Annotated in this window: 27 protein-coding genes; 15 read left to right on the forward strand and 12 right to left on the reverse strand. The window is 71.7% G+C overall.

The genetic code is table 11. The features are described 5' to 3' along the window. Positions 1–43: 43 nt before the first annotated feature. Complete coding sequence (locus ACIBVP_RS27975) at positions 44–700, reverse strand: histidine phosphatase family protein (protein ID WP_396109335.1); 657 nt, start codon at positions 698–700, stop codon at positions 44–46. Between the two features lie 64 nt (positions 701–764). Here ACIBVP_RS27975 and ACIBVP_RS27980 point away from each other — a divergent pair, with 64 nt between their 5' ends. The 6 genes from ACIBVP_RS27980 (at position 765) to ACIBVP_RS28005 (ending at position 6,845) form a co-directional block, all read left to right on the forward strand. Then, a complete protein-coding gene (locus ACIBVP_RS27980) occupies positions 765–1,082 on the forward strand; it encodes an EthD family reductase (RefSeq protein ID WP_396109336.1) in 318 nt (105 codons plus the stop codon). Beyond that, a complete protein-coding gene (locus tag ACIBVP_RS27985; protein ID WP_396109337.1) occupies positions 1,079–1,903 on the forward strand; it encodes a 3-hydroxyacyl-CoA dehydrogenase family protein in 825 nt (274 codons plus the stop codon). Before ACIBVP_RS27980 ends, ACIBVP_RS27985 begins: the two co-directional genes overlap by 4 nt. Before the next feature lie 12 nt (positions 1,904–1,915). Then, entirely contained in the window at positions 1,916–3,088 is a 1,173-nt protein-coding gene (gene eis, locus ACIBVP_RS27990) for an enhanced intracellular survival protein Eis (RefSeq protein ID WP_396109338.1), read from the forward strand. Between the two features lie 42 nt (positions 3,089–3,130). Beyond that, positions 3,131–3,820, forward strand: a complete 690-nt coding sequence (locus tag ACIBVP_RS27995) for a response regulator transcription factor (protein ID WP_396109339.1) — start codon at positions 3,131–3,133, stop codon at positions 3,818–3,820. Then, positions 3,820–5,214, forward strand: coding sequence for an ATP-binding protein (locus ACIBVP_RS28000; RefSeq protein WP_396109655.1), 1,395 nt, complete (start codon positions 3,820–3,822; stop codon positions 5,212–5,214). Before ACIBVP_RS27995 ends, ACIBVP_RS28000 begins: the two co-directional genes overlap by 1 nt. Before the next feature lie 128 nt (positions 5,215–5,342). Beyond that, positions 5,343–6,845: a trypsin-like peptidase domain-containing protein gene (locus tag ACIBVP_RS28005; RefSeq protein WP_396109340.1), complete on the forward strand. Its 1,503-nt coding sequence runs from the start codon at positions 5,343–5,345 to the stop codon at positions 6,843–6,845. Between the two features lie 175 nt (positions 6,846–7,020). On the opposite strand, the gene ACIBVP_RS28010 is transcribed toward ACIBVP_RS28005, so the two are convergent. The 6 genes from ACIBVP_RS28010 to ACIBVP_RS28035 all read right to left on the reverse strand — a co-directional run bounded on the left by ACIBVP_RS28010 (position 7,021) and on the right by ACIBVP_RS28035 (position 11,241). Then, positions 7,021–7,632: a disulfide bond formation protein DsbA gene (locus ACIBVP_RS28010; RefSeq protein WP_396109341.1), complete on the reverse strand. Its 612-nt coding sequence runs from the start codon at positions 7,630–7,632 to the stop codon at positions 7,021–7,023. Positions 7,633–7,642: 10 nt separating this feature from the next. Continuing rightward, positions 7,643–8,077, reverse strand: a complete 435-nt coding sequence (locus ACIBVP_RS28015; RefSeq protein ID WP_396109342.1) for a hypothetical protein — start codon at positions 8,075–8,077, stop codon at positions 7,643–7,645. After that, complete coding sequence (locus tag ACIBVP_RS28020; RefSeq protein ID WP_396109343.1) at positions 8,077–9,204, reverse strand: molybdopterin-dependent oxidoreductase; 1,128 nt, start codon at positions 9,202–9,204, stop codon at positions 8,077–8,079. The genes ACIBVP_RS28015 and ACIBVP_RS28020 overlap by 1 nt, the downstream gene beginning before the upstream one ends. 98 nt (positions 9,205–9,302) lie before the next feature. Continuing rightward, positions 9,303–9,926 (reverse strand): SAM-dependent methyltransferase, encoded by a 624-nt coding sequence (locus tag ACIBVP_RS28025; protein ID WP_396109344.1) that lies wholly within the window; start codon positions 9,924–9,926, stop codon positions 9,303–9,305. Further along, entirely contained in the window at positions 9,926–10,582 is a 657-nt protein-coding gene (locus ACIBVP_RS28030; protein ID WP_396109345.1) for a DUF2064 domain-containing protein, read from the reverse strand. The genes ACIBVP_RS28025 and ACIBVP_RS28030 overlap by 1 nt, the downstream gene beginning before the upstream one ends. Then, entirely contained in the window at positions 10,579–11,241 is a 663-nt protein-coding gene (locus ACIBVP_RS28035) for a glycosyltransferase family 2 protein (protein WP_396109346.1), read from the reverse strand. The genes ACIBVP_RS28030 and ACIBVP_RS28035 overlap by 4 nt, the downstream gene beginning before the upstream one ends. A gap of 144 nt (positions 11,242–11,385) precedes the next feature. On the opposite strand from ACIBVP_RS28035, the gene ACIBVP_RS28040 reads away from it, so the two are divergent. The 3 genes from ACIBVP_RS28040 to ACIBVP_RS28050 are packed head-to-tail and all read left to right on the forward strand — an operon-like array spanning position 11,386 to position 14,489. Next, positions 11,386–12,729 (forward strand): hypothetical protein, encoded by a 1,344-nt coding sequence (locus ACIBVP_RS28040; protein WP_396109347.1) that lies wholly within the window; start codon positions 11,386–11,388, stop codon positions 12,727–12,729. 10 nt (positions 12,730–12,739) lie between these two features. Continuing rightward, positions 12,740–13,426, forward strand: coding sequence for a response regulator transcription factor (locus tag ACIBVP_RS28045; RefSeq protein WP_396109656.1), 687 nt, complete (start codon positions 12,740–12,742; stop codon positions 13,424–13,426). A gap of 10 nt (positions 13,427–13,436) precedes the next feature. Next, a complete protein-coding gene (locus ACIBVP_RS28050) occupies positions 13,437–14,489 on the forward strand; it encodes a sensor histidine kinase (protein WP_396109657.1) in 1,053 nt (350 codons plus the stop codon). A gap of 206 nt (positions 14,490–14,695) precedes the next feature. On the opposite strand, the gene ACIBVP_RS28055 is transcribed toward ACIBVP_RS28050, so the two are convergent. Next, on the reverse strand, positions 14,696–15,742 hold the full coding sequence (locus tag ACIBVP_RS28055; RefSeq protein WP_396109348.1) for an NAD-dependent epimerase/dehydratase family protein: 1,047 nt from the start codon (positions 15,740–15,742) through the stop codon (positions 14,696–14,698). Positions 15,743–15,978: 236 nt separating this feature from the next. Between ACIBVP_RS28055 and ACIBVP_RS28060 the strand changes: the two genes are divergently transcribed. Further along, positions 15,979–16,473 carry a molybdenum cofactor biosynthesis protein B gene (locus ACIBVP_RS28060; protein ID WP_396109658.1) on the forward strand — a complete coding sequence of 165 codons (495 nt, stop codon included), beginning with the start codon at positions 15,979–15,981 and terminating at the stop codon, positions 16,471–16,473. Beyond that, entirely contained in the window at positions 16,473–16,631 is a 159-nt protein-coding gene (locus tag ACIBVP_RS28065) for a hypothetical protein (protein ID WP_396109349.1), read from the forward strand. The genes ACIBVP_RS28060 and ACIBVP_RS28065 overlap by 1 nt, the downstream gene beginning before the upstream one ends. Before the next feature lie 63 nt (positions 16,632–16,694). Here ACIBVP_RS28065 and mscL read toward each other — a convergent pair whose 3' ends face one another. The 4 genes from mscL to ACIBVP_RS28085 all read right to left on the reverse strand — a co-directional run bounded on the left by mscL (position 16,695) and on the right by ACIBVP_RS28085 (position 19,084). Beyond that, positions 16,695–17,198: a large-conductance mechanosensitive channel protein MscL gene (gene mscL / locus ACIBVP_RS28070; protein ID WP_396109350.1), complete on the reverse strand. Its 504-nt coding sequence runs from the start codon at positions 17,196–17,198 to the stop codon at positions 16,695–16,697. A 114-nt stretch (positions 17,199–17,312) separates the two neighbouring features. Further along, positions 17,313–17,942 carry a Flp pilus assembly protein CpaB gene (gene cpaB, locus ACIBVP_RS28075; RefSeq protein ID WP_396109351.1) on the reverse strand — a complete coding sequence of 210 codons (630 nt, stop codon included), beginning with the start codon at positions 17,940–17,942 and terminating at the stop codon, positions 17,313–17,315. Between the two features lie 84 nt (positions 17,943–18,026). Continuing rightward, the gene (locus ACIBVP_RS28080; RefSeq protein ID WP_396109352.1) at positions 18,027–18,371 is read right to left on the reverse strand and encodes an FmdB family zinc ribbon protein; all 345 of its coding nucleotides are present in this window, start codon (positions 18,369–18,371) and stop codon (positions 18,027–18,029) included. A 104-nt stretch (positions 18,372–18,475) separates the two neighbouring features. Next, positions 18,476–19,084: a 5-formyltetrahydrofolate cyclo-ligase gene (locus ACIBVP_RS28085; protein WP_396109353.1), complete on the reverse strand. Its 609-nt coding sequence runs from the start codon at positions 19,082–19,084 to the stop codon at positions 18,476–18,478. 24 nt (positions 19,085–19,108) lie between these two features. Between ACIBVP_RS28085 and ACIBVP_RS28090 the strand changes: the two genes are divergently transcribed. The 4 genes from ACIBVP_RS28090 to glpR all read left to right on the forward strand — a co-directional run bounded on the left by ACIBVP_RS28090 (position 19,109) and on the right by glpR (position 22,909). Further along, on the forward strand, positions 19,109–20,035 hold the full coding sequence (locus ACIBVP_RS28090; RefSeq protein ID WP_396109354.1) for a UTP--glucose-1-phosphate uridylyltransferase: 927 nt from the start codon (positions 19,109–19,111) through the stop codon (positions 20,033–20,035). Between the two features lie 24 nt (positions 20,036–20,059). Next, on the forward strand, positions 20,060–21,283 hold the full coding sequence (glp, locus tag ACIBVP_RS28095) for a gephyrin-like molybdotransferase Glp (RefSeq protein WP_396109356.1): 1,224 nt from the start codon (positions 20,060–20,062) through the stop codon (positions 21,281–21,283). Beyond that, positions 21,276–21,941 (forward strand): GNAT family N-acetyltransferase, encoded by a 666-nt coding sequence (locus ACIBVP_RS28100; RefSeq protein WP_396109357.1) that lies wholly within the window; start codon positions 21,276–21,278, stop codon positions 21,939–21,941. Before glp ends, ACIBVP_RS28100 begins: the two co-directional genes overlap by 8 nt. A 113-nt stretch (positions 21,942–22,054) precedes the next feature. Then, on the forward strand, positions 22,055–22,909 hold the full coding sequence (gene glpR / locus ACIBVP_RS28105) for a gephyrin-like molybdotransferase receptor GlpR (protein WP_396109358.1): 855 nt from the start codon (positions 22,055–22,057) through the stop codon (positions 22,907–22,909). Positions 22,910–22,932: the final 23 nt, after the last annotated feature.

Consider the following 22,932-nt stretch of genomic DNA (forward strand, 5'->3'; position numbering starts at 1 on the left):
ATGTCGATCTTGGTTGTGGACAACCGGTGCGGCTGTGGACAAGTCACCGCGGTGACACGTCGCCGAGTTGTTTGGTGCCGTCCGGGGAGTCTCGCCACTGGGCGAACGGTTCGTTCAGGTGCCAGCGGGTGCCGTCGTGGTCGAGGAGGCGGAGCGCGCAGTGTTCGGGGTTGGACAGCGACTCGAACAGGTCGATGCTCCACGAGAACATGCGCCGGCAGAGCAACCGCATCGTCAGGCCGTGGGAGACCACCAGCACCGTGTTCGGGTGGGACGGGTCCTTGCCGATGCGCTGTTCCAGCTCGTTCAGGAACGACGCCACCCGGTCGTCGACGTCGGCACCGGACTCGCCGTGGGGGAGGCGGTAGAAGAAGTGGCCGAACTCGTGGCGGCGCTGCTTCTCCAGCTCCTGTTCCACCGGGTCCTGCAGGTTGCCCCAGTCCTGTTCGCGGAGCCGCGGCTCCGGGACCACCCGTTCGGTGGGCACGTCCAGCAGCGCGAACGTGCGCTGGGCGCGGACGTACGGGCTCACGTACGCGGCCACCGGACCGTGCAGCAACGCGCGCACCGCCGACCCCGCCGCCCTCGCCTGGGTCTCGCCTCGGACGGTCAGTGGCAGGGCGTGGTCCGGGGTTCTCGTGTAGGCCAGCTCGTCGACGTTGCCGAGGCTCTCCGCGTGGCGCAGCAGGATGATCCGCACGGCACTATCGTGCCCCGTCCGGACCTATTACAGTTCGACCGCCGGCCTATACGAGGAGTGTCACATGATCAAGTATGTCGCCTTGTACAAGCAGCCCGCCGATCCCGAGGCGTTCGAGAAGGCCTACTTCGAGCAGCACAAGCCGTTGATCGACAAGGTTCCCGGGCTGGTCCGCCAGGAGATCGCTAAGGTCGGGCGCACCTTCGTGCCCAACTTCCTCGAAGGTTCCGAGCCCTACCTGATCGCCGAGCTGTACTTCGAGTCGAAGGACGCCATGAAGGCCGCCTTCGCCTCCCCCGAGTGGCAGGCCTCCGGCGCCAACCTGACCGAGATCGGTGGCATGGAGCTGGTCGCGATGTTCTCCGCCGAGGTGGTTGAGTGACGCGCTTCGCGGCGGTCGTCGGCGGCGGGACGATGGGGGCGGGCATCGCGCACGTCCTGCTCGCCGCCGGGGACCGGGTCACCGTCGCCGAGGCCGGGGACGAGCGGGCGGCCGCGGCGAAAGAAGCAGTGGCGCGGTCGCTGCGGAAGGCCGAGGAGCGCGGGAAGCTCGACGGGACCGCCGACGAACTCCTGGCGCGGCTGGACGTCGTGAGCGCGGTGGACCGGCTGGCGGGCGACGTTCAGCTGGTCATCGAGGCCGTGCCCGAGGACGTGGCGCTCAAGCAGCGCGTGCTCGCCGACATCCGGCGGGCCTGCCCGGCCGCGTTGCTCGCCTCCAACACCTCGTCGCTGTCGGTGCGGCAGCTCGGCGACGACGTGATCGGCATGCACTTCTTCAACCCGGTGCCCGTGCAGACCCTGCTGGAGCTGGTCGTGCACGACGGGCTCGGCGCCGAGCAGGTCACCGCCGCCCGGGAGTGGGGTGAGTCGCTCGGCAAGACGGTCATCGAGGTCCGGGACTCGCCCGGGTTCGCCACGTCACGGCTCGGGGTGGTGGTCGGGCTCGAAGCCATCCGCATGCTCGAGGAGGGCGTCGCGTCCGCCGAGGATATCGACACCGGCATGCGGCTGGGCTACGGCTGGCCCATGGGGCCGCTGCGGCTCACCGACCTCGTCGGCCTCGACGTGCGGCTTTCCATCGCCGAGCACCTGACCCGGGAGCTGGGGCCGCGCTTCACGCCGCCGGATCTGCTCCGAAACAAGGTGGCGCGCGGCGAACTGGGTCGCAAGACTGGGCGGGGATTCTTCGACTGGGACTGACAGGGAGCGCATGTGATCGTCCGGCCACCTCGGGATGATGACGACGAGCAGATCTACGAGGTTTCGAGGCTGGCGTTCGGCGGTCCGCGTCAACCGGAGCCGCGCTCGCTGTGGTCGGCCCAGCCGGGCTGGCACGGCCTGGTCGCGGAGCTGGACGACCGGGTCGTCGGCACCCTGAAGGTCCGCGACTACCGGCAGTACTTCGGCGGTGCCGCCGTACCCATGGGCGGTGTCGCGAACGTGGCCGTCGCGCCCGGCGCGCGCGGGCACGGCGTCGCGAACGCGCTGATCGACGCGATCCTGCCGGAGATGCGTGACCGCGGGCAGTGCGTCTCGGCGCTGTACCCGTCGGTGCCGCCGCTCTACCGCGGCCGCGGCTGGGAGCAGACCGGCAACTACGAACGCGTCACGCTGCGGCCCGAGTACTTCGCGATGCTGCCCAGGCCGGCCGAACGGCTCGTCATGCGCCGGGGCGCGAAGGACGACATGCCCGGCCTGCACGACTGCTACCAGCGGTTCGCGCGGGACGTCGACGGCATGCTCGACCGCGCCACCGACTCGTTCAAGGTGGAATGGCTGCTCGACCAGGACATCCTCGAGGTCGTGCCGGGAGAGGACGGCACGGTCCGCGGCTACCTGACCGGTGAGCGACCCGACGGCGAGAAGCTCGTCGTCCACGACCTCGTCGCCGACGACGTCGACACGCTGCGCACCCTGTTCGCGAACCTCGCCCGCTGGGCGGGGATCATCGAGCAGATCTCGCTGCGGATCGACGACCCGGCCTGGTGGCAGCTGGTCCTGCCGCAGCCGGTGCTGCACGACGTGCGCAACCACCCGTGGATGCTGCGGGTCGTCGACCTGCCCGCCGCCGTCGCCGCGCGGGGCTGGCCCGTCGCCGCCCACCTCGCCGACACGGCCGTGGACATCGAGGTGGCCGACGAGCACGCGCCATGGCAGTCCGGCAGGCACCGGCTCGTCGTCGAGTCGGGCACCGTCCGGTGCGAACCCGGTGGTCAGGGCACGGTGCGGCTGCACGCCCGGGCGCTCGGCCCGTGGTTCGCGGGCTCCGCGGACACGGCCATGCTGCGGCGGGCCGGCGTGATCGAGGGTGACCTGGTGGCGGCGCGTGTCCTGGATCTCCTGACCGGTGCGCCCCGGTTACCCCGAATGGCCGATTCGTTCTGACCTTCTCAGGCAGGTCTCAGCACGGCGGGTAACACTGACCGCATGCGCATCCTCGTTGTCGACGACGACCGTGCCGTCCGCGAGTCGCTCCGGCGGTCTCTGCAGTTCAACGGCTACCAGGTCGACCTGGCCAGCGACGGCCAGCAGGCACTCGAGTCGGTGACGAACTCCCGGCCCGACGCGATGGTGCTCGACGTGATGATGCCGCGCCTCGACGGGCTGGAGGTGTGCCGGCGGCTCCGCGGCACCGGCGACGACCTGCCGATCCTCGTGCTGACGGCCCGGGACACCGTGTCGGACCGGGTGTCCGGCCTCGACGCGGGCGCCGACGACTACCTGCCGAAGCCGTTCGCGCTGGAGGAACTGCTGGCCCGGCTGCGTGCGCTGCTGCGCCGCCGCACGTTCGACACGAGCGGACCCGCGCCGCAGGTGCTCGCCTTCGCCGGGCTGGAGCTGGACCCGAACACCCGCGACGTCAAGCGCGGTGACCGGTCGATCAGCCTGACCCGCACCGAGTTCGCGCTGCTGGAGCTGCTGCTCGCGCACCCGAAGCAGGTGCTGACACGCAGCCGCATCCTCGAGGAGGTGTGGGGCTACGACTTCCCGACCTCGGGCAACGCGCTCGAGGTGTACATCGGCTACCTGCGCCGCAAGACCGAGGCCGACGGTGAACCGAGGCTGATCCACACCGTGCGCGGCATCGGCTACGTGCTGCGGGAGACACCTCCGTGATGTTGCTGTCCGGGGCAGCGACGTCAGCGAAGAAACGGGTGTCGCTCCGGTCGCGGGTGACGTTGCTCGCAGCCAGCTGTGTGGCAGGCGCGGTGGCGTTGGTGTCGCTGGGGGCGTACTGGACCGTCCGGGAGAACCTCTACGCGCAGCTCGACGAGTCCCTGTGGCAGAAGGCGCAGGCCACGGTCGACAACAAGTGGATCATCAAGACCCCGTCCGGCGACCAGCTGCCCGTCGGCCTCCTCGGGTTGTCGGGGGTCGAGGTCGCGGTCGTCGACGACACCGGCCACGTGTCGATCGGCACGACGGAGAGCCTGCCGCCGGTCGGCCCGAAGGAGATCGCCGTCGCGAAGGGCGAGGCGCCCAGCATCCGCACCGACGCGAAGAGCGACTCGCGGGTCGTCGCCGTGCCCTACCAGGGTGACGCGCTGGTGCTGGCGCAGTCGTGGGGGCCGACGAAGAGGCAGCTCGCGGACCTGTCGCTGGTGCTGCTGCTGATCGGCGGCGCGGGGGTCGTGGTCGCGGCCGCGGCGGGCACGGCGGTGGCACGGACGGGCCTGAGACCTGTGCAGCGCCTGACCCGGGCCACCGAACGGGTCGCCCGTACCGGTGACCTGCGACCGATCCAGGTCGACGGCGACGACGAGCTGGCCCGCCTGTCGCACAGCTTCAACCTCATGCTGTCCGCCGTGTCGGACGCGCAGAACCGGCAGCGGCAGCTCGTCGCCGACGCAGGGCACGAGCTGCGCACGCCGCTGACGTCGCTGCGGACCAACCTGGAGCTGCTGCTGTCGGCGGAGAAACCGGACACCCCGCAGCTCTCGGAGCACGACCGCGTCGAGATCCACGCCGACCTGCGTGCCCAGCTGGACGAGCTGACCCAGCTCATCGGTGACCTGGTGGAGCTGGCCAGGGAGGACGCGCCGCCCATCGCGCACGAGCGGGTGGACATGGTCGAGGTCGTCGAGCAGGCGCTCGCGCGCGCTCGGCGACGTGCCGGCGACGTGCACTTCGAGGTGGACCTGCAGCCGTGGTTCCTGGTCGGCGAGCCGCACACGCTGGAGCGCGCGGTGCTGAACCTGCTGGACAACGCGGTGAAGTTCTCGCCACCGGACGGGACCGTGCGCGTCGACCTGCGGCCCGCCGCGCACGGCTACGCCTTCCTCCAGGTCGCCGACGCCGGTCCCGGCATCAAGGACGCGGACCTCCCGCACGTGTTCGACCGCTTCTACCGCTCCGACGAGGCACGGACCCTGCCCGGCTCCGGGCTGGGGCTCGCGATCGTGAAAAGCGCGGTCGAACGGCACGGAGGTGCGGTGTTCGCGGGTAGATCGGCCGACGGCGGGGCACTCATCGCGATGAGGCTGCCCGGGAGTTCAGAGCCGATTCTGTAACTCCGCATAGGTTGGTCTCAGGCCGTTCTCAGGACAGAGGCGGAAGGTGGTCACATGAGCGGAGCTTGCGGAGCGAACCAGAAGGCACCGGACCGCGAGCGGCTTCCCGGAGCCCGCGAGGGGGAGGCATGAGCGAGGACAACCGGCCCGCCGCCGGTCAGCCCGACGGCCCGGCGGACGAGGGGACGCGGAGCGAGTGGGCGGCACCGGATTCGCCCGCCACGCAAGGGAAAGCGGGCGGCGAGGAGCCCGTTGAGCAGGCCCCGGTAGCCGCACCGGACGCGAGTGGGTCTGCCGACGGGACACCGGGCCAGCAGGCCGCGCAGTCCAGTGGGTGGGCCGCGCCCCAGCAGAGCGAGTGGGCCCGGCCGTCGTACCCGGCAGCCCCGGCGCCACAACAAGGCCAGTGGGGTGCTCCTGCGAACCCGCCGACGCGGGAGCAGGTGCTGTTCGGGTCGGCCGTCGGCGCGCCGACCCCGCCCACCGGGAACTACCTGCCCAACCCGAACCCGCCCAGCCGCCCGCAGCGGGACGTGCCACCGCGGCAGGAGCGTCGCGGCAGCGGCGCGCTCGTCGCGGGGGTCGCCGCGCTCGCGTTGCTCGTCGGCGGTGGCGCGGGGGCGGTCGGCGGGTACGTCGTCGCCGACAACACGGCGAGCGCGCCGGTCGCGAACGCGCTCGACGAGAAGCCACCGGCCCAGCAGACCTCCGCGGCTCCCGCGGGGTCGGTCGAGGCGGTGGCGGAGAAGGTGCTGCCCAGCGTGGTTCAGTTGCAGGTGCGGGGCCGGTCCTCAGCAGGGGAGGGCTCGGGCTTCGTCATCAGCTCCGACGGGCTGATCGTGACGAACAACCACGTGGTCGAGAGCGCCGCCGACGGCGGGCGCATCGAGGCCGTGTTCCAGGACGGCACCACCGCCACCGCCTCGATCGTGGGCCGCGACCCGACGTCGGACGTCGCGGTCGTCAAGGCCGAGGGCAGGACGGACCTGCCGGTCGTCGAGCTGGGCAGCTCCGACGCGCTGAAGGTCGGACAGGGCGTGGTGGCGATCGGGTCGCCGTTCGAGCTGTCCGGCACCGTCACCTCGGGCATCGTCTCCTCGCTGCACCGGCCCACCCGCGCGGGTGGCGAGGACGGTTCGCAGGCGACCGTGCTGGACGCGATCCAGACCGACGCCGCGATCAACCCGGGTAACTCCGGTGGGCCACTGGTCAACATGCAGGGCCAGATCGTCGGCATCAACTCGGCCATCTACTCACCGCGGGCCGCGAACGGGCAGGCCGGCTCGGTCGGCATCGGGTTCGCCATCCCGATCGACCAGGCCAGGCGCACCGTGAAGGAGATCGCCGAGACCGGCAAGGCGACGCAGACCGTGCTCGGGGTGAGCGTCCGCGACGGCGAGGACGGCGGCGCGCTGATCGCCGACGTGGTCGCGGGCGGGGCCGGGGAGAAAGCGGGCCTCAAGCCGGGTGACGTGGTGACCAAGCTCAACGACCGCCGGATCGACTCGTCCGACGCGCTCGTGGCCGCGGTCCGGTCCCACGCGCCGGGCGACAAGGTTCGGCTCGAGTTGGACAACGGTTCGCGCACAGTTGAGGCGACTCTTGCCGGTCAGACGGTGGAACCACAATGATTGACTCGGGAACCAGTTGAGTCCTCCGAAACGCTCGGCCGCAGGACGCGGCCGAGACCAACTCCGGCTCGATGCCCCCGGGCCGGGAAGAGCTCCAAGCGGGGCTCTGCGCGACGCCGCACGCGGACGGTAACCCCTCGCTCGCCCGCGTGCGGCGTTCGCCTGTCCGGCACCGTCAGCCGACCACGGGACGGGTGCGGGCGCGTTTCAGTTCGAAGAACCCGGGCGTGCCGGACACCAGCAGCACGCCGTCCCACAGCTTCCCCGCCGCCTCGCCGCGCGGGACCGGGGAGACGACGGGCCCGAAGAACGCGGTCACCTCGCCGTCCGGGGCGGTCACGTGGATCGCCGGGGTGCCGAGGTCCTCACCGACGGGACCGAGCCCGGTGCGGTTGCCGTCGAGCAGCGCGTCGTCGAGGTCGGTGGTGCCTGCCGCGTCCGCCAGGTCCGCGGGCAGGCCCGCCTCGGTGAGGGCGGCGGCGTACAGGTCGCGGCCGAGGGGTTGTTTCTCCAGGTGGATGCGGGTGCCGAGCGCGGTGTAGACGGCACGCACCTCGTCCGGGCCGTACTTCTGCTCGACGGCCTTCGCGACCCGTGCGGGACCCCACGCGGTGTCCAGCCACTCGCGGTACCAGGCCTCGACCGCGCGCCCCTCGTTGAGCACGGCGAGGGACAGGACGTGGAAACGCACCCGGACGTCCCGCACCCGCTCGACCTCGAGAAGCCACCGCGACGCGATCCACGCCCAGGGGCACTTCGGGTCGAACCACATGTCCACGTTCGTCATGCGGCCAACACTAGGAACTGGATTGGTCCCGTCCAAGTGCCAATCTCGACCGATGCTGTTGGGCCAATCCGACGATGACGACCGCGACCCACACGATCCCGAGCGCGACGGCGAGCCCCGTGCCGTAGTCGCGGTCGTGCAGGCCGGGGTTGGTGGCGCCGCCGTACGGCCGCCACAACAGGGGCACGCTGAGCAGCGTCAGCACACCGGTCAGCACGGCCCCGACGGTGACCGGCGCGTGCCACGGCCGGGGCAGGAACTTCGTGAGCCCGAGCCCGACGAGCCCGACGACCGGTGCGACGAGTCCGTCGTGGACGATCGGCCCGCCGACGAACCAGGCCGCGCCCTGGACGGCGTTGACCGTGCGGGAACTCGCGAAGTCCCACGCGAGGACGGCGCCGTAGCCGAGCAGGGCGAGGCCGGTGAGCGCGAGGAGCCAGCGCATCAGAGCACCTCCAGGCGGTGGACCCACTTGGTCTGCAGGACGCCGGGCCGGCTCGGCGCGATGACGCGCGCCGGGAAGCCGTGGTCGAGCGCGAGGGTTTCGCCGTTCAGCCGGAGCGCGAGCAGCGTTTCCGGGTCACGTGTATGGGTTCCGGGGAGCGTGCTCGTGCGGTAGGCGCCGCGACGTTCCAGCGAAGTCACGTGCACTTCGCTGCCCTCGGGTGCGCCGACCAGGTCGATGAGGTCGGCGATCGGCACGCCGGTCCAGGTGGCGGACTGGCTCCACCCCTCGACGCACGCGATGGGCAACTCGGCGGTGCGTTGCGGCAGGTCGGCCAACTGCGCGAGCGACAACCGCGTGGTCCCGGTCCGCGTCACGATCTCGAGCCGCCACCCGGGGTCGACGGTGACCCGCGCCGCCCCCGCGGTCCGGTTGACGGGCAACCCCTGCGGCCCGCGATCGGACCGCCACGACAGCGGGGAGACGTCGCGCAGGAACGGAACAGTGGCCCCGGCGGTGGCGACGACGGCGACTCCAGAGGCGAGGAAACCGGTCCGCAGGAAGGCGCGGCGGGACGCGTCGACGGGCGTGGCGAGCCCACGCCGCACGATCGGCAACTTGACGGCGACGTGCAGCAGCACGGACCCCATCGCGATCCACGCGACGGCGTAGTGGGCGGCGAGGAAGTAGAAGGACCAGGGATAGTTCTGGGCGACGTTGAAGAGGCCGGTGGTCAACTCGAAGAAGGCGGCGCCGGAGAGGACGAGGATGGAGAGGCGTTCAAGCGCGTGCGGCAGCGACCGGACGACGGGGCGGCTGAACAGCTTCGGGTAGACGGACCAGAGCTTCGCGAGGAGCAGCGGGATCGCGGCCACGCCGGCGACCACGTGCACGCCCTGCGTGATCCGGTAGAGGTCGGCGGGACGAGCGGGCCACCAGAACCACGACGGCGGGTGCTGGATGAGATGGCTGAGCAACCCGGTGACGAAGCAGAGCAGGAACGCCACCCCGAGCCAGAGCCCGATCCGGGCGGTGACCTTCTCGTGGTGGGCGGGGCCGCGGAACTTCGCCTCGTCGGGTTGAACCCGCTGGATGAACCGGCCGAGCCCGCTGTCGGGAGCAGGCATGAACCTGTGGACAACTCCCCGCGACCGCAGGGAACTGTCGGTGCTCGCCGTTACGCTGGTTTTCGGGGGGCCGGCGGCCGTCTTCCTCTCCTCCGAGGTCATGACTTCGTCAGCTCCGTGAACCAGCGGCCGCCCGCCGCGTGTAGCCAGGCGACGGCAAGTCCCGCGCGGTCCGCCGTCTCCGGCACCGCGTCCGCGCCCAGCCACGCCCACTCGAACCAGCGGGCGTCCTCGGTGTCGCCAGTGGACACCCGCACCTGCCCACACCGCAGCCCAGCGCCCGGCGGGTCCACCTCCACGAGCGCGCTGCCGCCCGCACGCAACAGCTCCCGCACCCGCCCCAGCAATCGCACCGGGTCGCCGCCGATGCCGATGTTGCCGTCCGCCAGCAGCGCGTGCCGCCACGTGCCCTCGCCCGGTTGCGGGTCGAACACGTCCCGCTGGATCGCCGGTGCTCCCGCCTCGATCGTCAGCCGCACCGCCACCGCGGACACGTCCGTGCCCAGCGCGGGCACCCCGCGCTCGCTCAACGCCGCCGTCAACCGGCCCGGACCGCAGCCGATGTCCAGCGTCGGGCCGTGGCAACTGCTCAACAACAACTCGTCACCGGGGTCCGGCGTCGCCCGCCAGCGCTCGGTCGGCAGGCTGATCCGCTCGCCTGTCGCCAGCTCCAGCCAGCACCGCTCGCCGAGCAGTCCCGGCTCGAAATGCGTGTCGATCATCAGACCGCCTCCCGGAACGCGTGCGCGAACCGCGACGCGGGGACCTGTGCCGCCACCCGGGCCGCGTCCTCCACGGTGTCCACATCGGACAGCACGGGTAGGTGGTCGACGCGCAGACCAAGTTCCCGCAACGCGAACAGCGTCAGCTCGCCCGTGTCCGGCCGCGACATCGGCACCGTGCGCAACACGTGCGCGTCGGCCGCCCGGCGCAGCCCCAGTGCCCACCAGCCGCCGTCCGCCGCCGGGCCGAGCACCGCGTCGGCCTCGGCCAGCCGGGTCAGCGCACCGGTCAGCAACGCGGGGCGCAGCTGGGGGGTGTCCATCCCGACCTGGAGCACGGGTGAGTTCGGAAAGCGCTCTCCGACGTCGGCGTGCGCGTTCGCCAGGCGGTCGGCGAAATCGGTACCGCGCTGCGGGATCACCACACAGTCGGAGAGCGCTCTCCCAAGCTCGGCGGATCGCTCCGCTGCCCCGAGGTCGCCGGTCAGCGCGCACACCGGTACCGCGTCGGCGACCGCACGCACACAGTCCACTGTGTCCAGCAGCGCCGCCGCGGCGAGCCGGGCCGCGTGCCGCGGACCGACCGCGGGCGCCAGCCGAGTCTTCGCGAACCCGGCCACCGGCGCCTTCGCCACGACGAGCAGCACGGCGGTCATCGCAGCACCGCCGCCATGTCGCGCACCGCGCGCATCGTGCCGCGCACCGACCCCGACACCTTCGACCGCGTGCCCGCCGCCCTCGGCCGGTAGGTGACGTCGCGCTCCACGACCGTCCAACCCGCGTCCGCCGCGCGTACCAGCAGTTCGAGCGGATACCCGAACGCGCGGTCGCGCACCCCGAGTGCCAGCAGGTCCGCCCGCCGCGCGGCACGGGCAGGCGCGATGTCCGACACCGGCAGCCCGCGCCGCCGCACGATCGTTGCCAGCACGCGGTTTCCCACCCGCGCGTGCCAGGGCCACACACCGCGGGAGAGCGCTCTACGACGGCCTACCGCGAGCCGTGCGCCCGCCTCGACCTCGGCGACCAGCGCCACCAGTTCGCCCGGGTCCAGCGAGCCGTCCGCGTCGAGGAAGCACACGATCTCGGCGTCGGCGTGCGTGAGGCCGGTGTGCACGGCGGCGCCGTAGCCCTTGCGCGGCTCGTGGACGACGGTCGCGCCGTACGCGGCGGCGACGTCGGGTGAGCCGTCCGTGGAGCCGTTGTCCACCACGATCGCCCGGTAACCCGGCGGCAGCGCCGTGAGCACCCCGGGCAGCGCGGCGGCCTCGTCGAGACAGGGGAGCACCACGTCGACGGGTGCGGTCGAGGTCGTCATGTGTTTCGACGCTAGGTCCGCCCGGGACAGTGGAGAAACCCTTGCGGTGCTTACCGAATTGTGACGGCGGGGCAATCATTACGGAGTTCTGACGGGTCGCCGGACGAGCGTGCGGAGAGCGCTCTCCCGGCCTACGGTCCACCCGTGGTCCTCGCCCCTCCCGCGACGAAGAGAAGCGTCCGCGGCGACCTCGTCGTCGGCGCGGCGGCGCTGTGTTTCGTGTTCCTCGCGACCGCCGTGGGGTTCCTGACCGACGCCCGCAACTACGGCGCCGACCTGCACCCGAAGGCGGCGCCGCGGTTCGGCGAGTACCCCGTGCTGGCCGACCTGTACCCGCGGGTGGCGCCCGCCTCCCTGTGCGCGGTGGTGGTCGCGGTCGCGGCCGTCGTGTGGGGGCCGGTGCTGGCCGAACGCCTGCGGTGGCGCGTGCTGCTCGCCGCCGGGTACGCGCTCTCCGTGGCCTGGATCTTCGCGTTGGCGCTGGTCGACGGCTGGCAGCGCGGGGTGGCGCACAAGCTCGCGTCCGGCGGCGAGTACCTCGGCGTCGTGGACGAGATCACCGACATCCCGGTGTTCCTCGCGACGTTCTCCTCCCGGATCCTCGACTTCCAGCCGGACTCGTGGCCGACACACGTGTCCGGTCACCCGCCGGGCGCGACGCTCGTGTTCGTGTGGCTCGACCGGATAGCGCTCTCCGGCGGCGGCGCGGCCGGTGTGGTGTGCGTGCTCGCGGGCGCGGCGGTGGCGGTCGCGGTGCCGGTGACCGTCGCCGCGCTCGGGCGGCAGGACCTCGCGCGTGCGGCGGTGCCGTTCGTCGCGCTCATGCCCGGCGCGATCTGGATGGGTGTGTCCGCCGACGCCATGTTCGCGGGGGTCACGTCGTGCGGGATCGCGCTCTTCGCACTCGGCGCGAGCCGCGGCGGGCGACTGCTGTGCCTGGCGGGCGGTGTGGTGCTCGGGTTCGGGATCTTCCTGTCCTACGGACTGCTGCTGATGGGCCCGATCGCGCTGGCCGTCGTGCTGGTGACGAAGAACTGGAGAGCGCTCTCCTACGCCGTGCCCGGCGCGCTGGCCGTGGTCGCGGTGTTCGCGCTCGCCGGGTTCTGGTGGCTCGACGGGTACCACCTGGTCGTCGAGCGCTACTACCAGGGCATCGCGTCGCACCGGCCCTACTGGTACTGGGTGTGGGCCAACTTCGCGTGCCTCGTCCTCGCCGTCGGGCCCGCCGCGGTCGCCGGGCTGCGCCGCACGGACTTCCTCGCGTTCGGGAAACCGCTCTCCGGGCTCGTCCGCGGCGCGGCGCTCGCAGTGGTGACCGCGACCGTCACGGGACTCTCGAAGGCGGAGGTCGAACGCATTTGGCTACCGTTCGCGGTGTGGTTGGTGCTGGCGGCCGTGCAGCTGCCGCCCGAGTCGCGACGCTGGTGGCTCGCGGCGCAGGCGGGACTGGCGCTGGTGGTCGACCACGTGTTGCTGACGACCTGGTGAGGTGGCCGTGATTCAGACGACCCAGTCGACCGTGCTCGTCGTGGACGACGACCTGACCGTGCGGGACGTGGTGCGGCGGTACCTGGAGCTGGCCGGGCACCGGGTCGCGCTCTCCGACAACGGCGAGGACGCCCTCGCGTGGATCGCCGAGCACGACCCCGACCTGGTCGTGCTGGACCTGATGCTGCCGGGCATCGACGGGCTCGAGGTGTGCCGCAGGCTGCGGCAGACCAGCGCGGTGCCGGTGGTGATGCTGACCGCGCTCGGCGAGGAGGAGAACCGGATCGCCGGGCTGCAGCTGGGCGCGGACGACTACGTGACGAAGCCGTTCAGCCCGCGCGAGCTGGCGCTGCGGGTGTCGTCGGTGCTGCGGCGGTCGGGCGGTTCGGCGCCGTCGACGGACGTGGTCGACGGTGACCTGCGGCTCGACGCCGGTGCCCGCCGCGCGACGCTCGCGGGTGCCGAACTGTCTTTGACGACCCGCGAGTTCGACCTGCTGGCGTTCCTGATGACCCACCCCGGCGAGGCGTTCACGCGTGAGCAGCTGCTGGAGAAGGTGTGGGGCTGGGACTTCGGGGACCAGTCCACTGTGACCGTCCACGTGCGACGGTTGCGCGAGAAGATCGAGAGAACACCCGCGAAGCCGTCCCGCATCGCGACGGTGTGGGGAGTGGGATACCGCTATGACCGCACGTGAACAGCCGCCGATGATCGACCCGAGCGAGCCGTTCGGTGCGATGGTCACGCACGCGTTGCACATCCTGCCGTTCGCGCTCGCGTTCGTGCTGCCGGTTGTGGCGATCGGCGGAGTGGTCCTGTACTGGGTACGCCGCCGGTCCCTGACCACGACGATGACCGTGCTGGTGCTCGTGCCGCTGGTCGCGACGCTGACCGGGGTGCTGGGCATCAGCGGGTTCATGTTCAACACGACCCTGACCACGATGTCACTGGTGTGCCTGCTGGTGCTGCTGGTGACGGTGCCCGTGGCGCTGCTGCTGGGACGTGCGATCGCGCGCCGCAGCGTCTGGGAGCGCGAGGCCCGCGAACGCGAACGTGCGGCGGAGGCGTCCCGGCGGGAGCTGGTGGCGTGGATCAGCCACGACCTGCGCACCCCGCTGGCGGGCATCCGCGCGATGGCGGAGGCGCTGGCCGACGGGGTGGTGTCGTCGCCGCCGGAAGTGGCGGGGTACGCGAGCCGGATCAGCGGCGAGACCAACCGGCTGTCGGGAATGGTCGACGACCTGTTCGAGCTGTCGCGGATCACGGCCGGTGCCCTGCAGCTGACGATGTCGCAGGTGGCGCTGCGCGAGGTGGTGTCGGACGTGCTCGCGGCGCAGGTGCCGGTGGCGCAGCGGAAGCGGGTGCGGGTGCTGGCCAACGCGGCCACGGCGCCGGTCGTGCTGGGGTCGGATCCGGAACTGGCGCGGGTGGTGCGCAACCTGGTGTCGAACGCGATCCGGCACACGCCGCCGGACGGGACGGTGGCGGTGGCGGTGAACGTCGACGGCCGGGACGCGGTGCTGGCCGTCGACGACGGGTGCGGCGGCATCCCGGACGCCGAGTTGTCGAGGGTGTTCGACGTGGCGTTCCGGGGGAGCTCGGCACGGACGCCGTCACGGACGGGCGAGGAGCAGGTGGGCGGCGGGCTGGGGCTGGCCATCGCGAAGGGGTTGGTGGAGGCGCACCGGGGGCGGATCGACGCGCGCAACCTGGGGCCCGGCTGCCGGTTCGAGGTCCGGCTGCCGCTGGCGTCGGTGTGAGGCGTGGCCGCCACGGCACTGGGCCGAACCACGTCCGCCAGACGCCTCCGGCCCCCTCGAACCACGCTACCGCACGGGGGTGACAGGCGAGGACGTTCGCTGTGGTGGTTGTGGACAGGTGGTGCGGCTGTGGACAACCGCCAGGTCGGGGACCTCGACTGTCGGTGGGTTGCCCTACGCTGGTGATCGGGGGCCGGCGGCCGCCCTCACGTCAGCGCCGCCGCGGAGCGCAGTGGGGCCTGCGCGAACTCGGCTATTCCTTGCTCGAACGTGATCTTCGCTGTGAAGCCCAGTTTCTCGCGGGCTGCCGTCGGGTCCGCCACCACGTGCCGCACGTCGCCCGGGCGGGTGCCCCCTACCACCGTCGGTGCCGGGCCCTCGCAGGCTTTCGCCAGCTCCGCGGCCAGTTCGCCGACCGTGTGCGGTGTTCCCGAGCAGACGTTCACCGGGACCAGGGTGCCCGGCGGTGTCGTGGTTTCCGCCGCCAGCACGTTGGCTTCGGCCACGTCCCGCACGTGCACGAAGTCCCGTCGCTGGTTGCCGTCCTCCAGCACCGTGGGCGACTCACCTCGTTCCAGTGCCGAACGGAACAGGGACGCCACCCCCGCATACGGTGTGTCGCGCGGCATCCGCGGGCCGTAGACGTTGTGGTACCGCAGTGCCCACACGCCGCCGCCGGTTTGGCGTGCCCACGCCGACGCCAGGAACTCCTGAGCCGCTTTCGTTGCCGCGTACGTGCTTCGCGGGTCGAACGGGGCGTCTTCCGGGACCAGGCCCGGACGCAACGGCTCGCCGCAGCGCGGGCACGGCGGGTCGTAGCGACCATCGTCCATATCGGACCGCCGACGTGGGGCCGGGGGGACCACGCCATGGGTGCGGCACTCGTAGCGGCCTTCCCCGTAGACCACCATCGACGAGGCCAGCACCAGCCTGCGCACCCCCGCCTCGTGCATCGCGGCCAGCAGCACCGCCGTGCCGTAGTCGTTGTGCAGCGCGTACTCCGGGGCGTCCGCGGGGGAGACGCCGTGGCCGACCACCGCCGCCTGGTGGCACACGACGTCCACGCCGGCCAACAGGCCCGCCAGTAGCGCCGGGTCTCTCACGTCACCCACCACGCCGGAGTACGTCCCGGGCCCGCCGTGTGCCTTCGGTAGCAGGTTGTCCACCAGCACGGGGTCGTGGCCGTGTTCGGACAGGGCCTCCGCTATGTGGGATCCGATGAAGCCGGCGCCGCCGGTGACCAGCACTCGCATGGTGGCGACCGTAGGCCCGTCCGCGGTGGTGGGCGAGTTCGTGCCGCCTCACGTCACCGAACCGTCAGATTTGTGTGGTCGCCGGGCAGGACACCGGGCTCACCTACAGCGAGTTCGTCGACGCGCGGGACTTCGATCTCGACCTCGACGAGGAGTTCGAGTTCGGGTTGCGGCACGTGCTCGCCGGCCTGGCGGGTTGCCGATGGCGGAGCGGTAGGTCCGGCTACGGTGAGCGCATGGAACGGAGCGCGCAGCGGCTCGGCAGAGCCCTCATCGTGATCGTGGACGACCGGGTGGCGCACGGGGAGCACGAGGACACCGTCGGGCCGCTGGTCACCGAGCTGTTGGAGGAGAACGGGTTCATCGTGGACGGGACCGTCGCGGTGGCCGGGGAGACCGTGGACATCCGCAACGCGCTGAACACCGCCGTGATCGGCGGCGTCGACGTGGTCATCACCGTCGGCGGGACCGGGGTGTCGCCGCGCGACGTGACGCCGGACGCCACGCAGGGTGTGCTGGACCGCCCGATCCCGGGCATCGCCGAGGCGATCCGGTCGTCCGGGCTCGCCGCGGGCGCGGTGGACGCGGGCATCTCGCGGGGGCTCGTCGGGATCTCCGGCAGCACGCTGGTGGTCAACCTGGCCGGGTCGCGGTCCGCGGTCCGCGACGGGATGGCGACGCTGTCCGCGCTGGTGCCCGCGGTGATCGACCAGCTGTCGGCCCTGGACTGATGCCCGACCGGCCGCGTCGGGAGCGTGAGCCCGACCTCGACGAGATCTTCGGCGACGTACTCCCGTCGACGACCTCCGACGAGCGCGACCCGGCGCCGCCGGAGGAACCCGACGACTGGTACGAGCGGGAACGCCCGCCGCACCACGACCGCGACTGACCGCCCGAGACACACGAGAGCGCTGGGAAGCACTGCCTTCCCAGCGCTCTCGTCGTGCTCAGGTCAGTAGGGCCGCTGCGGAGGCATGCCGCCGCCCTGCGGAGGCATCCCGCCGTACGGGGGCATGCCACCCTGCGGGGGCATGGGCGGCTGCTGCGGGGCGCCCATGGACACGGGCTGCTGCTGCTGGCGGAGCAGGTCGCGGATCTCGGTGAGCAGCTCGACGTCCGTCGGCTCGGCCGGGCCGGGCTCCTCACCGCGCTTGCGCCGCTCCTGGATCTTCTTCAGCGGCATGACGATCAGGAAGTAGACGACCGCCGCGACGATCAGGAAGTTGATGATCGCGGTGATGATCGCCGCGAAGTCGACCGTGGATTCCGGGTTGCCGGACACGATCGTCCACGCGAGGCCGGTGACGTTCGCGCCGCCGATGGCCGCGATGAGCGGTTTGATGAAGTTGTTGGCGATGGCGGTCACGATCGCGGTGAACGCCGTACCGATGATCACGGCGACGGCGAGGTCCACGACGTTCCCGCGCATCAGGAAGTCCTTGAAACCCTTGAGCATCGGCGGGCTCCTTTCACTCTGGTCTGACGCAGCAGCGTAGTGACCTACGGAGGGTGCGGGGCGGTGGGCGCGGGCTCACGGATGGGCTCACCCGATCGAGGTATTTTGGTGCCGTCAGCGGAGGGTCACCGCCACCGGACGGCCCAGGGACGCGGCGGCCACTCTCGTCGCTTCCGCTCTCGGGAGGGCCAGCACGACCAGGCGGCCGTCCGCCGTGTTGTCCGCCGGGCGGATGGTCAGGACCGCCGCGTTCTCGGCCAGGACCTCGGCCTCCGAAGCCGCCGAAGCTTCCGAAGTCTCCGTGGTCGCCGAGACCGTCACCACGTCCACGCGTAAGCCCGGGGTCAGCAGGCCCGCCACCGCCGGGTCGGCCAGCCGGAACGGCACGGCCGCCGCCGAACGGTCACCCGTGGTCAGACGCGTGTTCTCCGCCCCGAGCAGGCGGGCCGACGTGACGGGTTCGCCCGCCGTTGTGGCGCCCGCCAGCACCCGGCCCGCCACCTGGGACGGGTTGGTCAGCGCGGCGGACGGGCGTAACGCCGGGGCCAGGTGCGACACCGTCACGTCCGTCGCGCGCAGCGTCGTGCCCGGGGGCAGGTCGCGGGCGGCCACCAGCATCGGGACCGTGTCGGCGTTCCGTGCCTGGGGGCGGAGCGCGAGCACGGCCGCGGCCAGCAGCAACAGCACGGCCACCGCCCGGCGGACGGCGAGTCGGCGCGGCCAGCCGCGGAGGGGGAGTTTCATGGGGCCGACGGTACGGCCGGGGGACGACGCGGGCGGGTTGTTACCGGCCGGTTGTGGACAACTCGGTCGGCTGTGGACAGATCGTCAGGACGCGACCTTGTCCGTGGAGGACGACGACGTGGTCGAGGACGACGTGGTCGAGGACGACGTCGTGCCCGAGGAGGACGACGACTTCTCCGACGAGGACGACTTGTCCGACGACGACTTGTCCGAGGACGAGGACGACGAGGCGGTCGTCGACGACTTGCTCTCCGAGCGGCTGTCGGTGCGGTAGAAGCCGCTGCCCTTGAACACCACGCCCACCGAGCCGTACAGCTTGCGGAGCTTGCCGCCGCACTCGGGGCACTCGGTCAGCGAGGGGTCGCTGAAGGACTGCACCGCGTCGAAGCGGTGGTCGCACGCCGTACACGCGTACTGATAAGTGGGCACCGGTGGCTCCCTCTTCACCCAGGGTCGCTGGCACTCGTGACGATGGAGTGCTAACGACCATGATGCGCCAACGCGGCACCGTAGCGCAAACGCCCTCTAGCGATTCACGCGAAGCGCAAGAGGCCGCGGTTGGGTGTGAGGACCGCCGTCATCCTGATGTCGTGCGGCTCCGTGGGCAGCGCCTCGAAAATCTCCTGGTCACGCACGACGGCCACCAGGTGGGTCCCGGTGGCCGTGTCCGCGAGCGACCGGTCGTAGTGACCAGCGCCACGTCCGAGGCGAACGCCGTTCCGGTCCACCGCGAGCGCGGGCACGAGCACGAGGTCGGCGATCCGCAGCGCGAACGACCCCAGCAGCTCGCCGATCGGCTCCCGCAAGCCGTACGGACCTGGGCGTAGCGAGTCCTTGCCCTGGTACCAGCCCCAGTCGAGCGGCCCGTCACCGGTCACCACCGGGAGCAACACCCGGGCACCGAACTCCGCGAGGTCCTCCAGCATCTGCGCGGACCCCGGCTCCGAACCGATCGGCACGTACGCGCACACGGTCTGGCCGGGACGCACGATCCTGCCGCTGGTCAGGTGGGTCGACAGCGAGATGGCCTCGGAAAACCGCACCGCGGCCGGCACCCGTCTGCGTTCGGACAGCAGCTCCTTGCGCCACCGCCACTTGGTGTGTGCGGCTGACTGACTTGGATCACTCCCAGGCCGGGCCACGACATGAGGTTAGAGTCGTTGTCCATGGCGCAATCCACCGCAGTCACTTCCGGCCACGGCGCCGCCCAGGCCGCAGGCATCCGAACCGCCATAGTTCCGGCCGCCGGCCTGGGCACCCGGTTCCTGCCGACCACCAAGTCCGTACCGAAAGAGCTGCTCCCGGTGGTGGACACACCCGGGATCGAGCACGTCGCCACCGAGGCCGCGGAAGCGGGGCTCGAGAGACTCGTCATCGTCACCTCGCCCGGCAAGGACGCCGTCGCACAATATTTCCGGTCGCAACCGGAACTGGAGGAGGAGCTGCGCGGCCGCGGCAAGGAGAAGCTCGTCGCGAAGATCCAGCGCGCCCCCGGTCTGCTGAAGAAGGTGGAGACCGCGATCCAGGAGAAGGCGCTCGGTCTCGGCCACGCCATCGGCTGCGCCGAGGACAACCTCGACGCCGACGAGCAGGCCGTCGCCGTCCTTCTGCCCGACGACCTCGTGCTGCCACGCGGCGTGCTCGGCCGCATGCTCGACGCCCGCGCCAAGCACGGCGGCACCGTCCTGTGCGCCTTCGACATCCCGAAGGAGCAGATCTCCGCGTACGGGGTGTTCGACGTCGAGGACACCGACGACCCCGACGTCAAGAAGGTCAACGGCATGGTGGAGAAGCCGCCCGCCGAGGAGGCGCCGTCGACCTTCGCCGCGGCGGGCCGCTACCTGCTGGACCGGGCCGTGTTCGACGCGATCAAGCGCATCACGCCGGGCGCGGGCGGCGAGCTCCAGGTGACCGACGCGATCGCGCTCATGATCGCCGAAGGACATCCCGTCCACGTCGTCGTGCACCGGGGTGGACGTCACGACCTGGGCAATCCTGGAGGTTTCCTGCGTGCCGCCGTGGACTTTGCGCTCTCCGACCCCGAGTATGGGCCTGAACTGCGCGAGTGGCTGCGCGGACGAATCCAGGAGTAGCGGACACACGGTGAGGTCACCGCGATGAGGTCAGTCGACGAGCAGCTCGGGCGGGCGCTCGCCGCCGCAGTGCGACCCGCACCCGTGCGCGTGGCCATCTCCGAGGCGCAGGGACTGCTGTGCGCCGAGGAGGTCGTGGCCGAGCGGGCCTTGCCGGGGTTCGACCAGGCCGCGGTGGACGGCTACGCGGTGCGCAGCGTCGACGTGCAGGCGGCGGGCACCGACCCGGTCCTGCTGCCGGTGGTCGGGGAGATCGCCGCCGGGTCCCGGCAACCGCGCAGGCTCCAGCCGGGGCAGGCCGTGCGCGTCGAGACCGGCGCGCCGCTGCCCACGCTCGCCGACGCCGTCGTGCCGCTCGGCTACACCGACGGCCACCACGCACGCGTGACCGTGAACCAGCCGGTGCCCTCCGCCGCGTTCGTCCGGCGCACCGGCGAGGACGTGCAGACCGGGGATGTCGCCGTGCGGCGCGGGTCGGCGATCGGCGCGGCCCAGGTCGGGCTGCTCGCCGCCGTCGGCAGGGCCAAGGTGCTCGTGTACCCGCGGCCCCGGGTGTCGGTGATCTCGCTCGGCGACGAACTGGTCGACATCGACCGCACCCCCGGCCAGGGCCAGGTCTACGACGTCAACTCGTACTCGCTCGCCGCCGCCGCCCGGGACGCCGGCGCCGAGGTCAACCGCGTCGGTGTCGTCGCCAGCGACTCGCGGCGGCTGCGGGAGACCATCGAGGGCCGCCTGCTGCTGAGCGAGATCGTGGTCATCGCGGGCGGTGTCGGCGGCGAGACGGCGCAGGAGATCCGCTCCGCGCTGTCCGAGCTCGGCGACATCGACATGACCCGCGTCGCCATGCACCCCGGCTCCGTGCAGGGGTTCGGGCGGCTCGGGCCGGACGCCGTGCCCACGTTCTTCCTGCCGAGCAACCCGATGAGCGCGCTCGTCGTGTTCGAGGTGATGGTGCGCCCGCTGATCCGTGCCGCGCAGGGCAAGCGCAACCCGCACCGGCGCCAGATCACCGCCCGGCTACTGTCCCCGATCGTGTCGGTCAAGGGACGCCGCGGTTTCCTGCGCGCACAGCTGCTCCGGGACGAGAGCAACGGCGAGTACCTCGCCCAGCCGCTCGGCCAGTCCGGGTCGCACCTGCTCGCCTCGCTCGCCGAGGCCAACTGCCTGATCCTCGTCGACGAGGAGACCACCGAGGTCGTCGTCGGCGAAGAGGTCCAGGTCAGTTTCCTGGCCCAGCGTGGCTGAGTTGAACCACCGACAGGGCCCTGTCGGCCGCCACCCCGGATGGCCGGCTCGCCTCGGACCGCTGCGCGTGCGCGCCGGGATCCTGGAAGTTCGCAAACCCAGACTGTCCGACGGCGCGGCGTGGAGCCGGATCCGCCGCCGCGACCGGCGCCACCTCGAGACGTGGGAACCGACCGCGCCGGGCGACTGGGACAACAACAACGCCACCTTCGCGTGGCCCGGCCAGTGGTCCACACTCCGCGGCCTCGCGCGGCGCGGCATGTCGCTGCCGTTCGTGATCACCGTCGACGGTGCGTTCGCCGGACAGGTCACCGTCGGTAACATCGTCCGCGGGTCGCTGTGCTCGGCCTGGATCGGTTACTGGGTCGGCACCCACGTGGCCGGTCGCGGCGTCGCGACGGCCGCCGCCGCGCTCGTCGTCGACCACTGCTTCCGCGAGGGCGGACTGCACCGGCTCGAGGCCACCGTGCGGCCGGAGAACACGCCCAGCGTCCGCGTTCTGACCAGGCTCGGCTTCCGTGAGGAAGGGCTTTTCCGCAGGTATCTCGACGTCGCGGGCGCCTGGCGCGACCACCTCTGCTTCGCGATGACCACAGAGGACGTCCCGAGTGGACTCGTGTCCCGGCTGGTCGCCCAGGGGCGCGCTGAGCACGTGTGATCACCCGGACGCGCGTCGGCGCGCCTCCGACACAGATGTGACTGTTGTGACTAACGTGGCAGACGAGTCGTCGCACGTAGTCACACATGTCTGCGCGGGGGAGGTGCCGAGGCATGCCGAGCTCACTCGTCGTGGTCGCGCTCGTGGTCGCGTGGCTCGTCGTCCTCGTGCCGATGATCGTGCGCAAGCGGCAGGAGGTCGCGAAGACCGGCGACTCGGAGCTGGGTGCGCGCGTGCTGCGCAGCGGTGACGGAGAGGCGGACACGGGGGCGGAACCCGAGGCGGAACTCGACACATTCGACACGGAGGAGGCCGCCGTGCACGAAGACGACGCTGTCCGGGATGATTTCGAGGAAGAATTGGTGGCGAACGTCACTGACGCCTCGGAGGGTGTACCGGATGACGACCCGGGCCAGGCCGACATGAGCTACTACGAGGACTTCCCCGCGCGCCGCTACCGGCCCGGCAGAGGTGGCTTCGACCCCGAGGCCGCCGCCGTCATCGCGCGCGCCAAGTACGCGTTCCGCCAGCGCGTCGTCCTCGCCATGATCGTCGGCGCCGTGCTCACCGCCGTCGGCGCCGTCGTCTTCTACCCGCCGCTCTGGTGGGCACACGGTGCCGTCGACCTCGCCCTCGTCACCTACCTCGCCTACCTGCGCCGCCAGGTCCGCATCGAAGACGAGATCCGCGAGCGCCGCCTCGCCCGCATGCAGCGGGTCCGGCGCGCCCAGGCCCTCGCGCGGCCCCGGTACGTCGAGGAACCGAGGACCGTCGAGGAGTACGTCGAAGAGGTCTACCAGGACGAATCCGAGCCCGAGGTCCGCCGCGAACGCGTGCTCGACGGCCCCGCCGCACCCGTCACCCACCGCGGCAACGCCGTGCTCGTGGACGTCGACGACGAGGACCCCGCCTTCGACGACCTCGACGACCCCGGCAACTTGCCCTACCGCCGTGCGGCAGGCGAATAGCGGTCTGATACGCTCTCCGAGCA

Origin of the sequence: Actinophytocola sp. NPDC049390 (assembly GCF_044466355.1) — a bacterium.
Lineage (GTDB): Bacteria > Actinomycetota > Actinomycetes > Mycobacteriales > Pseudonocardiaceae > Actinophytocola.